Here is a 12,312-nt window from a genome sequence, read left to right on the forward strand (position 1 = left end):
TTACGCCGGTACCGGCGCAGCTTCTACCGAAGGTTTGGGCAGCGACGACAGGAACGCCATGATCAGCGCCGCCAGGTACGGCAGCGACTGCACCAGCAACATGGTCACCCAGAAGCGCATGTCGTTGCTGGGTATACCCTGCACCAGGAAGATCCCCAGTGCCGCGCCCCACAGCAGCAGCATGATGAACAGCTCTTCGCGAGCCTCCGAAATCGCCACCCAGAAGCCGTGGTTATCGGCATTCTTCGGTGTGCGGAAGAACGGAATGCTGCTGGTGAAGAAACCGTACAGCACCGCTTTGGCGATGGTGTGCGATAACGCCAGCCCGGCCAACGCGGCGCAGAAGGCGTCTTTCAGGTTGACCCCGACCGCGCGGCGGTACAGGAAGATGATCTTGCCCACCTTGAACACGAACAGCGCCAATGGCGGGATCGCGAAAATCAGCAGCGGTGGATCGACCCGTTGCGGCACGATGATCATCGCCGCCGACCACAACAGCGCGCCGACGGTGAAGAAGATGTTCATGCCGTCCGCCACCCACGGCAGCCAGCCCGCGAGGAAGTGGTAACGCTGGCCACGGGTCAGCTCGGTGTCCTTGCCGCGCAGCAGGCTGGCGGTGTGACGCTTGATGATCTGAATCGCGCCATAGGCCCAGCGGAAACGCTGTTTCTTGAAGTCGATAAAGGTATCGGGCATCAGGCCTTTGCCGTAGCTGGTGTGGTAGTACGCCGCCGACAGACCTTTTTCGAACACACGCAGGCCCAGTTCGGCGTCTTCACAGATACACCAGTCGGCCCAGCCCAGTTCCTCGAGCACCGAGCGCCGGGTCATGGTCATGGTGCCGTGCTGGATGATCGCGTCACGGTCGTTGCGGGTGACCATGCCGATGTGGAAGAAGCCTTTGTATTCCGCGTAGCAGAGCTTCTTGAAGGTGCTTTCGTTCTGGTCGCGGTAATCCTGTGGCGATTGCACCACGGCGATTTTCGGGTCGGCGAAGTGCGGCACCATGTGCTTGAGCCAGTTCGGGTCGACGCAGTAGTCCGAGTCGATCACCGCAATCACTTCGGCATCTTTGGCGGTATGGGGAATCAGGTAATTCAGTGCGCCACCCTTGAAGCCGGCCAACGGTGCGACGTGGAAGAACTTGAAGCGTGGGCCAAGAGTTTCGCAATAATCACGCACCGGTTCCCAGACCGCCGGGTCCTTGGTGTTGTTGTCGATGATCAGGACTTCGAAGTCCGGATAGTCGAGGTTGGCCAGCGCGTTGAGGGTCTGTTTGACCATCTCCGGCGGCTCGTTGTAGCAGGGCACGTGAATCGACACCTTCGGTCGGTAGTCTGATTCGCCCACCACGGGCAGGAATTCACGCCGGCGTTTGTGGGTCCAGACCGCTTCGGCCAGTTCATGGGCTTCCGTCAGCAGAACGATAAACACCCCGAGTGCACCGAGGGCGAGGAGGAAGCCTACCGTCAGGCTGAACCAGGTGCTGTATTGCTGGCTGTAGTCGTAACCGATCCATACCAGCACCGAACCGCAGAGGAACGCGATAAAGGTCAGGAAGGTACGACCACGTTGGCGCAGGGCCGAGCCGTCGATCATCAGCAAGGTCAGGGACAGCAGGGCCAACACGGCAGAGCCGATCGCCAGCACACGCCATTGCGGGATCGCGACCACCGGGCCTTCGAAGTTGAATTTCTGCTGGCGCGCGGCGTTGAACACGCCCCAGTACGCGCCTACCGAGCCTTCGTCAGTGGCCTTCCACGGTTGGTCAAACGCTTCGATCACGAAGTAGTTGAAACCCTGGCGGTTGAGCTTGTTGACCAGTGTGCGCAAGTAAATGGCCTGGTCCGCCGGCGACGCATCGGCGCCACCGCGCATACGGCCGTTGCTCGGCCAGCCGACTTCGGAGAGCAGCAACGGTTTTTTCGGGAACATCTTTTTCAGGTCACGGGCGCGGTCGAGAACGAACTGGCCGGCCTTGTCCACAGGGATGAACTCCCAGTAGGGCAGAACGTGAGCTGCGATCAGGTCGACGTGCTTGGCCAGTTCCGGGTGTTCTTCCCAGACGTGCCACTGTTCGGAGGTGGTGACTGGAACCTTAACGGCGGCGCGCACGCGATCCAGGATCACGCTCAGCTCGGCAGCAGTGATTTCCTTGCGGAAGATCGCCTCGTTACCGACCACGACGCGAACCACGCTGCGGGAGGTGTTGGCCAGTTGGATGGCGCGCTGAATCTCGCGCTCGTTGCGCTCCTGATCCGGGCTGATCCAGATCCCCAGGGTCACCCGCAGGCCGAACTCTTCCGCCAGTTTGGGAATGTCCTCCAGCGTGCCGTCGACCGAGTAGGTCCGGATGTTGTCCGTCAGCTTGCTCATGATCTCCAGGTCGCGACGCATTTCATCGTCGGTCGGATACTGGTCTTTCTGCGGGTACTGGCCTTGTTGAAACGGCGAGTACGAGAAGCCGGAGATCTGTTCAGGCCAGTTGGGGGCGGAGACCGGGCGATTGACCAACGCCCAGAAACCGGTGAACAAGGCGGCGATTGCTAGAACCACTACCAGGTTGAGTCCAAATTTACGCGATGACATAGCTTTTTCGGGTTCCAAAGGCTGTGGAACGAAGGAACGGTTGGCGGCCGGCTGCCAGGTGGCAGGGGCGCGCATCCTACACTGGAGGTTCTCTGACCGTACAGCGAACAGGGAAACGCACGACATTGGGCAGTCCAGGTCGACTTAAGTTCTTTGACCAGAGCGTTGTAGTCCAATTCCGATCAATTTTTTGTCAATTAAAGCAGTCGACACCGCCGTTCATAGTGCAAAGATGCTCTTGGCCGCCGACAGCCCTATAATGCGCGCCGGTTTTTGGGGTAATGGTCATGAGTACAGAAGATCCGCGGTTTGCTGGTATCGCCCGCTTGTATGGCATTGAAGGCATGGCGCGCTTGCGCGCGGCCCATGTGGCGATCGTCGGCGTCGGTGGTGTCGGTTCCTGGGCGGCGGAAGCGGTTGCCCGGTGTGGCGTGGGCGAGATATCGCTGTTCGACCTGGACGACGTCTGCGTCAGCAACGTCAACCGTCAGCTGCATGCGCTGGACAGCACCGTCGGCAAGCCCAAGGTCGAGGTGATGGCCGAGCGCCTGCGCGGGATCAACCCGGACTGCACGGTGCATGCGGTGGCGGACTTCGTCACCCGCGAAACCATGGCCGAATACATCACGCCGAACATCGACTGCGTGATCGACTGCATCGACAGTGTCAACGCCAAGGCGGCGCTGATTGCCTGGTGCAAGCGGCGCAAGATCCAGATCATCACCACCGGCGGCGCGGGAGGGCAGATCGACCCGACGCTGATCCAGGTCTGCGATCTGAATCGCACGTTCAACGATCCGCTGGCGTCGAAAGTGCGCTCTACATTGCGCCGCGACTATGGCTTCTCCCGTACCGTGACCCGTCACTACAGCGTGCCGTGCGTGTTTTCCACCGAGCAACTGCGCTACCCGAAACCCGATGGCAGCATTTGCCTGCAGAAGAGTTTTGTCGGGGACGGCGTGAAGCTCGACTGCGCCGGGGGCTTTGGCGCGGTGATGATGGTGACGGCGACGTTTGGCATGGTCGCGGCGACCAAGGCTGTGGATAAGATTGTGGCGGGCGTGCGGCGTCCGGCGGATCGGATCAAACCTCAGGTTTAATGGTTGTGGTTCGATCGTTCCCACGCAGAGCGTGGGAACGATCAGTGCGCTAGCTCACGCATCCGCTGCAACACCGCATTCAAGCCATTGCTACGGGACTGGGACAACTGGCGACCCAGCCCCAGCTGACTGAACCAATCCGCCAAATCCACCTGTTGCAACTCAACTGCGGACAACCCGTTGACCCGCGCCAGCAGCAACGCCACCAACCCGCGAATCAATCGCGCATCGCTGCTGGCGCTGAATTGCCAGTGCCCGTCCTGCAACGTGCCGACCAGCCAGACCTGGCTTTCACAGCCATGCACGCGGTTGGCGTCGACTTTATCCACATCGCTCAACGCAGGCAGACGGTCGCCCCACTGCATCAACAGCCGCGCCCGCTGTTCCCAGCTCGCCGCCTGCTGAAACGTGTCCAGCGCTGTAATGGCATCGACGGGCAAGGTCATCGCAACAACTCCAGGGCCTGATCCAGTGCTTCGAAAAAGCGCTCAAGGTCTTCGGAATTGTTGTACAGCGCCAACGACACCCGAATCGCCCCGGCCAGTTCAAAGCTTTTGAGCAACGGCATGGCGCAATGATGACCGGCGCGCACGGCGATGCCCTGTTCGGTCAGCAAATGCGCCAAATCAGAGTTATGCACACCCTCGACGACAAAACTGGCCAGCGCCAGCTGCGGTTTGCCCAGCAGGCGAATGCCGTTGCGCGCTTCCAGGCCTTTGAGCAGATAGTCATGYAGCGCCGCTTCGTGGGCGGACACGGCGTCTTGATCCAGCCCGGTCAAGTAGTCCAGCGTTGCGCCCAGACCGATCACACTGGCGATCGGCGGCGTACCGGCCTCGAACCCCAGCGGTGCGGACCGAAAGCGAGCATCGTGGTAGTTGGCGTCCAGCACCATTTCGCCGCCGAACTGCCAGGGGCGCAGCTGTTGCAGCGCTTCGTTGCGTCCGAACAGCACGCCCAGGCCATCGGGGCCATAGAGTTTGTGGCTGGAAAACACGTAGAAGTGGCAGCCCAGTGCCTGCACATCGYGCCGACCATGAACCACGCCTTGAGCGCCATCGACCACGGTCAGCGCGTTGTGTGCCTTGGCCATCGCCAACAGCGCGGGCAACGGTTGCCAGGCGCCCAGCACGTTGGACAGCTGGCTGACCGCTAGCAAACGGGTTCGCGGACCGATCAACTGCGCGGCGACATCCAGGTCGATCAAACCGTCGACATTCAGCGGCAGGATCACCAGTTTCAGGTCGCGACGGTGGGCCAGTTGCTGCCACGGCAACAGGTTGGCGTGGTGCTCCAGAGCGCTGATGACAATTTCATCGCCCGGATTGAAAAGGTGTTCCAGGCCATAGGCCAGGAGGTTCAGCGCGGAAGTCGCACCGTGGGTAAAGATAATCTGCCCGCAATCGCCGGCATTGAGCCATTGCGCAACTTTGCGGCGGCTGTCCTCGAACGCCTGGGTGGCATGGGCGCCAGGCAAGTGTTGCGCCCGATGCACGTTGGCCGCGCCGTTGGCGTAGTAATGCGCCAGGGCATCCAGCAGGGCTTGAGGTTTTTGCGTGGTGGCGGCGTTGTCCAGATAGGTCTGGTCTTGCCGTTGCAGTGCGGCGATGGCCGGAAAATCGGCGCGCCAGGGAGAAGGAATCATCATGTTGTTCGGCCCTGGTGACATGGGCGGGTGTACGCCTGACCTTGTAGGAGCGAGCGATGCGGCGCTCCTACAAGGTGATCGTTTGACGCTCTGCTTAGTTGTGAGCGTGCAGCGCTTCGTTCAGTTCGATGGCCGACTTGTGGGTTTTGCACTCCACGGCACCGGTTTCCGAATTGCGACGGAACAACAGGTCAGGTTGACCGGCCAATTCACGGGCCTTGACCACTTTGACCAGCTGATTCTTTTCGTCGAGCAGCGCAACCTTGGTACCGGCTGTCACGTACAGGCCCGACTCAACGGTGTTGCGATCGCCCAACGGGATGCCGATACCGGCATTGGCGCCGATCAGGCAGCCTTCGCCCACCTTGATCACGATGTTGCCGCCACCCGACAGGGTGCCCATGGTCGAGCAGCCGCCGCCCAGGTCCGAACCCTTGCCGACGAACACGCCAGCCGACACGCGGCCTTCGATCATGCCCGGGCCTTCGGTGCCAGCGTTGAAGTTAACGAAACCTTCGTGCATCACGGTGGTGCCTTCGCCCACGTAGGCGCCCAGACGAATACGTGCCGCGTCAGCGATACGCACGCCGGCCGGTACCACGTAGTCGGTCATTTTCGGGAACTTGTCCACCGAGAACACTTCCAGCAGCTCGCCGCGCAAGCGGGCTTCCAGTTGATGCTCTGCCAGTTCGGACAGGTCGATCGCACCCTGGCTGGTCCAGGCCACGTTCGGCAGCAGCGGGAAGATCCCGGCCAGGTTCAGGCCGTGCGGCTTGACCAGGCGGTGGGACAGCAGGTGCAGCTTGAGGTAAGCCTCAGGCGTGGAGCTCAGCTGTGCGTCTTCGGCCAGCAGCGTGGCGACCAGCGGCTTGTGGCTCTCGGCCAGACGGGTCAGCAGCGCAGCTTGTGCAGCGTCGACGCTTTTCAGCGCTTCAGCCAGTTGCGATGCCTGAGCAGTGCTGAAGGCGATGGCCTGATTGCCTTCGGTGTAGCCCAGAACCGGTGCAATGGCAGCGACCAGTTCGGCCGACGGATTGAGCAGTGGCTGCGCGTAAAACACTTCCAGCCATGCGCCTTGACGGTTTTGAGTGCCGACACCAAAGGCCAGGCTGAACAGGGTAGTGGACATGTTGATACCTCTAACAAAATGGAACGGGCTGCCTTACTTGAGTGCGGCCGCGTAGATATCTGGCTTGAAGCCAATCAGGGTTCTGTCACCGAGATCGAGCACCGGGCGCTTGATCATCGAGGGTTGTGCGAGCATCAGTTCGATGGCTTTCGGCTGGTCGAGATCGGCTTTGCGTTCGTCGTCGAGCTTGCGAAAGGTCGTGCCTGCACGGTTCAACACCACTTGCCAGCCGTGCTCCTCGCACCATTGGGTCAGGTGTTCACGGTCGATTCCGACCGCTTTGTAATCATGGAAGTCATAGCCGACAGCGTGTTCATCGAGCCAGGTGCGCGCCTTTTTCATGGTGTCGCAGGCTTTGATGCCGAAAAGGTGCAACGTTTTGCTTGAAACGGTCAAGGAATTGCCCCCTTTGCAGGTGCTGAAAATAAAAGGTGACGGATTATGCCATGACCGGACGGTTTCGCGTCGGCTGTGGTCGGGTTTGTCTTTTTGTCTTGGCAATCGACTGTTCTATGCGACATAGGTGCAACGATCGGCCTGCAGTCTAAGCCGCTAATATGGCACTTCAATGCTGTCGATTGCTCGTGAACCGCGCTTTATGCGCGATTTTGAGTGTACGGCCGTTTGCCCGCAGCTTTGAGTAGCTGACGAGCGAGCGCTTGCGTCGAGACCTGATGGTTGAAGCAGCATTGGCTGGGTTTTTTATTGACGGTGTGGATGAAGTATAAGGCTCTACAATGTGTAGCTTTATATTGACTGTCAGAGGCAGCTTATCCACCCCTGACAGTGTTTGGGTTTATCTCCCGCTGTAAATTTCTGTCATCAGCTTTACGTCGTTTGCAGATAAGCGATTGTTACGCGCTATCGCTACACCGTCGAGAGTAAGTTCAGCCTGGATAGGGTAGTGCATGATTGAGGTGCGGTCATAAGGCGATGTTCGGGTTTTTGGTTTTTCCAATTTTTTTAACAGGTTGGAATAGATCTCCTCTCTTGACCATTTTTGTGTTCGGCTCATGAATTCGTAAACGGCAGTTTCGTTCCAGTTAATATTGGCGTCTGGATGTTGATGTTCGTGTTTAAGCCCAAGAGCGTGACCAAACTCATGCAGCACGTTACCGAAGAAAACTTGATTTAGTCCTTGCCATTGCAAATTCATGGTCGGTTCATCTTTCGGTACAAGCAGTGCGTCAGTGCCAACAACGGACCAATTCCCTGAATGGAAGTCGTCAGATATCCGGATATCACCCTCTGAACCTTCGACGAAAAGGATGCGAACGTCAAAGACGGCAGGTATCCATTGGTGGATTGCTCCTTGTGTGGCCTCGATGAACCAACGGTTTGTGCTCAGAAAAGCCACTTTTAGTGTCCGACCTTTTTTCCAGAATTTGGTGTGGTCGCCTACAGCGCGTTTTTGTCGGCCTCCTGGTATTGTCTGGGGCGCGTTCGCTAGGTCTTCATTGATTGCCGCATCATAAGAAGCCTGAATATTATCGGGCTCAATGCACTTGCATAAGTTCATACTCGTCATCCTTGTGAGTGTGTTGTTTGAGGTCTCCGTTATTGGAGATGCATTGGTTTGTTTATCTATGTGATTTTGTTTTGGTCTAATGTTCAGGCGGGTTTTATAGTGTGTGTTGCTTGGTGTCGTCAATTGGCGAGCGAAAGGGATATGTAAGTTTTTTTTGTTGGGGTGTTGTTGTGTGTGCTGGGTGTGGAGGTGTTATTAAATAAATGGCTTGGTTGATGATGCTCCGCACTACATTGCATAGTGCGGAGCTTTTATGAGTTATTTATTGCGTGTAATAAACGCGCGAATTCGCTCTGCGGCTTCAATGCATTCTGCCAACGGTGCAACCAGCGCCATACGTACTCGGCCTGCTCCGGGGTTTGAGCCGTTCACTTCGCGAGACAGGTAAGACCCTGGTACGACCGTCACGTGTTCCTCGGCAAACAGATCCCGGCAGAACGCCGCGTCGTCGCCATTTACGTTTGGCCACAGATAGAAACCGCCATCCGGGCGCTGCACATCCATCACCGGGCTGAGGATTTCCAATACCGCATCGTATTTCTCACGGTACAGCGCACGGTTGGCCCGCACATGCACTTCGTCGTTCCACGCGGCAACGCTGGCCAGTTGCGTTTGAACCGGCATCGCACAGCCGTGGTAAGTGCGATACAGCAGGAACCCCTTGAGGATGTCTGCATCGCCGGCCACAAAGCCCGAACGCAGGCCTGGCAGGTTGGAACGCTTGGACAGGCTATGAAACACCACGCAACGCTTGAAATCTTTGCGGCCTAGTTCAACGCAGGCGCTGAGCAGGCCGGGTGGTGGGGTCTGTTCATCGAAGTACAGTTCGCTGTAGCACTCGTCAGCGGCGATCACGAAATCGTATTCGTCGGCCAGGGCGATCAGTTTTTTCAGGGTTTCAACCGGGATCAACGCGCCGGTCGGGTTGCCCGGCGAGCACAGGAACAGGATCTGGCAACGCTTCCAGATGTCTGGCGAAACAGCGTCGAAATCCGGGTTGAAGCCGTTTTCGTCAAGGCATGGCAGGTAATGCGGCTTGGCTCCGGCCAGGAACGCCGCGCCTTCGTAGATCTGATAGAACGGGTTCGGGCTGACCACCAGCGCGTCTTCACCACGGTTGACCACGGTCTGGGTGAATGCGAACAACGCTTCGCGGGTGCCGTTGACCGGCAGCACGTTGCGCGCGGGGTCGAGCCAGCCATTTGGAACGCTGAAACGGCGTTCGCACCATGCGGCGATCGCTTCACGCAGGGCCGGGATGCCGAGGGTGGTCGGGTATACGGCCATCTGATCCAGATTGCTTGCCAAGGCTTCGGCGACAAAGCTTGGCGAGCGATGCTTCGGTTCGCCGATGGACAACGCGATGGCGCGTTTGTCCGGGTTTGGCGTGACGCTGCCGAGCAGGGCGCGGAGCTTTTCGAACGGGTAGGGCTGCAACTGGTTCAGAGCGTTGTTCATGGGGGCCTCGTTCAATATGGGAGCGGGCCTGTGTGGCGAGGGAGCTTGCTCCCGTTGGACTGCGCAGCAGTCGCAAGCTTTTGGGGTCGCTTCGCGACCCAGCGGGAGCAAGCTCCCTCGCCACACAAGCCCGCTCCCACAGGGGGATTGGGTTGATTCAGATGCTGATGCGCGAATGTTTGATATCGGGTTCCTGGTTGACGCTCAGCTGTTTGACGATTGCATCCTGCAAGCGGCTGCACAGCAAGGGGTCGGACAGCGGCTGATTGTTGGCGTCGGTGATAAAGAACACGTCTTCCACGCGCTCGCCCAAGGTGGCGATCTTGGCGTTCTGCAGCGACAGGTCGAACTCGAGGAAGATCGTGCCGATCCGCGCCAGTAACCCAGGACGGTCGGGTGCGCTGAGTTCCAGCACGGTCACCGGACGCTGGGCATCGTTGTGGATTGTCACCTGTGGCGCAAAGGTAAAATGTTTGAGCTGACGCGGCACCCGACGCTGGATAATCGTTGGGTAGTTGTCCGGATTGCGCAGGGCTTCGGTCAGGCCTTCGCGGATCTGCTTGACCCGCGCCGGGTTGTCGCCGATCGAGTCGCCATCGGTGTCGAGCACGATATAGGTGTCGAGGGTGAACTGGCTGCTGGAGGTGATGACCCGGGCGTCGTGAATGTTCAGGTTGAGCTGGTCCATCGCCGCTACGGTCACGGCGAAGAAGTCGTGCTGGTCCGGCGCATAAATGAAGATCTGCGTACCGCCCTCGAACTCGCGCTGGGTGGTTTCCTTGATCAGCACCAGCGGGCCGCCGTCGGCCGGCTGCTGCAAGATTGCATCAGTGTGCCAGGCCACGTCGCCGGCGGTGTGACGCAGGAAGTAGTCATCGCCCAGTTGTGCCCACAACTGCTCGACGTCGTCCGGGTCGGTGCCGCCGCGTACCAGAATGTCCAGCGCTGCGCTTTGGGTCTGGCGGATCTGTTCTTCGCGATCCACCGGGTTTTCCAGGCCGCGACGCAAGGCGCGCTTGGTCTCGGTGTAGAGCTGGCGCAACAGGCTCGCGCGCCAGGAGTTCCATAGCGTCGGGTTGGTCGCGTTGATGTCGGCAACGGTCAGCACATACAGATAATCGAGGCGGGTTTCATCGCCGACAATCTGCGCGAAATCGTGGATCACATGCGGGTCGGACAAGTCCTTGCGCTGGGCGGTGGTCGACATCACCAGGTGGTTTTGCACCAGCCAGACGATCAGGCGGCTGTCCCAGATCGGCAACTGATGGCGCTGGCAAAAGGCTTCGGCGTCCACTGCGCCGATTTCCGAGTGGTCGCCATGCCGGCCCTTGCCGATGTCGTGGTACAGGCCGGCCAGGTAAATCAACTCCGGCTTGGGCAGTTTGGCCATGAGCTTGCTGGCCAGCGGGAATTTTTCCGACACCTGGGTGTACTGCAACTTACGCAGGTGCTTGATCAGGTTCAGGGTGTGCGCGTCGACCGTATAGATGTGAAACAGGTCGTGCTGCATCTGCCCGACAATAAAACCGAACTCCGGCAGATAACGCCCAAGGATCCCGTAACGGTTCATCCGCCGCAGGTTGCGGTGGACGCCGATCTTGCACTTGAACAATTCGATGAACAGGCTGGTATTGCGAATATCGTTGCGGAAGTCGTCGTCGATCAAATGACGGTTCTCGCGCAGCAGGCGGATGGTGTCGGCGCGTACGCCTTTGATCTCCGGCTGCTGGGCCATCAGCACGAAGATTTCGAGCATGGCGAACGGCGTGCGGCGGAACACATTGTTGTTGCGCGCCTCGATGTAGCCGTCGTGCAGCTGGAATCGCGAGTTGATCGGCTGGGGCGGTGCTTCGTCTTCGGGGGCCAGGATCACTTCTTCGAAGTGCTGGATGATCAAGTCGCTGAGCTGGGCAATGCTCATGACCACCCGGTAGTACTGCTGCATGAAGTTTTCGATGGCGTGCTTGGCGTCATTGCCGACGAAACCCAGCAGCCCGGCAATTGTGCGCTGGTGATCGAACAGCAGGCGGTCTTCGGCGCGGCCGGCGAGCATGTGCAGCGCATAACGCACTTTCCACAGGAATTCCTGGGACGAAGCCAGCAGGGCGTTCTCGCTCTCCACCAGGAAACCTTCGCCGGCCAGGGCCCGCAGATTGAGGGTGCCGTACTCACGACGGGCAACCCACAGAATCGTCTGGATATCCCGCAGGCCACCGGGCGAGCCCTTGACGTTGGGTTCCAGGTTGTACTCGGTGTCGTTGTACTTGTGGTGACGGGCTTTCTGTTCGGCGCGCTTGGCCAGGAAGAACTCCTTGCTGGGCCACATGTGTTCTGTGCTGGTCACGTCCAGCATGCGCTGGCGCAGGCGCTCGGGACCGGCAATGGTGCGGCTTTCCATCAGGTTGGTGATCACCGTCAGGTCGGCGCGGGCTTCCTCGGCGCATTCGTCAACCGAGCGAACGCTCTGGCCGACTTCCAGGCCGATGTCCCACAGCAACGTCAGAAAACGCTCGATTGAATCACGGAAAATTTCGTGGTCGGCGCCGCCCAGCAGGATCAGCAGGTCGATGTCAGAGTAGGGGTGCAACTCGCCACGACCGTAGCCGCCGACCGCGACCAGCGCGATGTCGGCTTCGAAGTTCCAGTTGAATTGCTCCCAGGCCTTTTGCAGGATGTTATCGACGAACCAGGCACGATCCTCGATCAGCCGGCGAATCTCCCGGCCGCTGCGAAACCGCTCGTCGAGCACTTCGCGGGCCTGACGGATCGCCTTCTTGAAAGCAGCGATAGGGCTTGCCTTCAGGGCCAGTTCAGCCTGGAACTGGCCGCGGTCGAAGAGTTCGGGATCCACCTGCGGCAT

9 protein-coding genes are annotated in these 12,312 nt (G+C 59.2%); 1 reads left to right on the forward strand and 8 read right to left on the reverse strand.

Annotation, left to right across the window (positions count from 1 at the left end; all coding sequences use genetic code 11):
• On the reverse strand, nucleotides 1–2,589 hold the full coding sequence (locus tag AC1DIS_RS00855) for a glycosyltransferase (RefSeq protein WP_064621348.1): 2,589 nt from the start codon (nucleotides 2,587–2,589) through the stop codon (nucleotides 1–3).
• Nucleotides 2,590–2,876: 287 nt separating this feature from the next.
• Between AC1DIS_RS00855 and tcdA the strand changes: the two genes are divergently transcribed.
• A complete protein-coding gene (gene tcdA, locus AC1DIS_RS00860; RefSeq protein WP_408981025.1) occupies nucleotides 2,877–3,689 on the forward strand; it encodes a tRNA cyclic N6-threonylcarbamoyladenosine(37) synthase TcdA in 813 nt (270 codons plus the stop codon).
• Between the two features lie 41 nt (nucleotides 3,690–3,730).
• Here the strand turns inward: tcdA and AC1DIS_RS00865 are convergent, their stop codons facing one another.
• The 7 genes from AC1DIS_RS00865 to AC1DIS_RS00895 form a co-directional block, all read right to left on the reverse strand.
• Complete coding sequence (locus tag AC1DIS_RS00865; protein ID WP_064620073.1) at nucleotides 3,731–4,135, reverse strand: SufE family protein; 405 nt, start codon at nucleotides 4,133–4,135, stop codon at nucleotides 3,731–3,733.
• A complete protein-coding gene (locus AC1DIS_RS00870; protein WP_477780716.1) occupies nucleotides 4,132–5,337 on the reverse strand; it encodes an aminotransferase class V-fold PLP-dependent enzyme in 1,206 nt (401 codons plus the stop codon). Before AC1DIS_RS00870 ends, AC1DIS_RS00865 begins: the two co-directional genes overlap by 4 nt.
• A 94-nt stretch (nucleotides 5,338–5,431) precedes the next feature.
• The gene (gene dapD / locus AC1DIS_RS00875; RefSeq protein WP_064620069.1) at nucleotides 5,432–6,466 is read right to left on the reverse strand and encodes a 2,3,4,5-tetrahydropyridine-2,6-dicarboxylate N-succinyltransferase; all 1,035 of its coding nucleotides are present in this window, start codon (nucleotides 6,464–6,466) and stop codon (nucleotides 5,432–5,434) included.
• A gap of 33 nt (nucleotides 6,467–6,499) precedes the next feature.
• Entirely contained in the window at nucleotides 6,500–6,862 is a 363-nt protein-coding gene (locus tag AC1DIS_RS00880) for an ArsC family reductase (RefSeq protein ID WP_064620065.1), read from the reverse strand.
• A gap of 400 nt (nucleotides 6,863–7,262) precedes the next feature.
• A complete protein-coding gene (locus AC1DIS_RS00885) occupies nucleotides 7,263–7,985 on the reverse strand; it encodes a M12 family metallopeptidase (protein ID WP_177343103.1) in 723 nt (240 codons plus the stop codon).
• A gap of 267 nt (nucleotides 7,986–8,252) precedes the next feature.
• Nucleotides 8,253–9,452 (reverse strand): succinyldiaminopimelate transaminase, encoded by a 1,200-nt coding sequence (gene dapC / locus AC1DIS_RS00890; protein WP_064620059.1) that lies wholly within the window; start codon nucleotides 9,450–9,452, stop codon nucleotides 8,253–8,255.
• 157 nt (nucleotides 9,453–9,609) lie between these two features.
• Entirely contained in the window at nucleotides 9,610–12,312 is a 2,703-nt protein-coding gene (locus tag AC1DIS_RS00895) for a [protein-PII] uridylyltransferase (protein ID WP_064620056.1), read from the reverse strand.

Source organism: Pseudomonas sp. 05N433, from assembly GCF_056396925.1.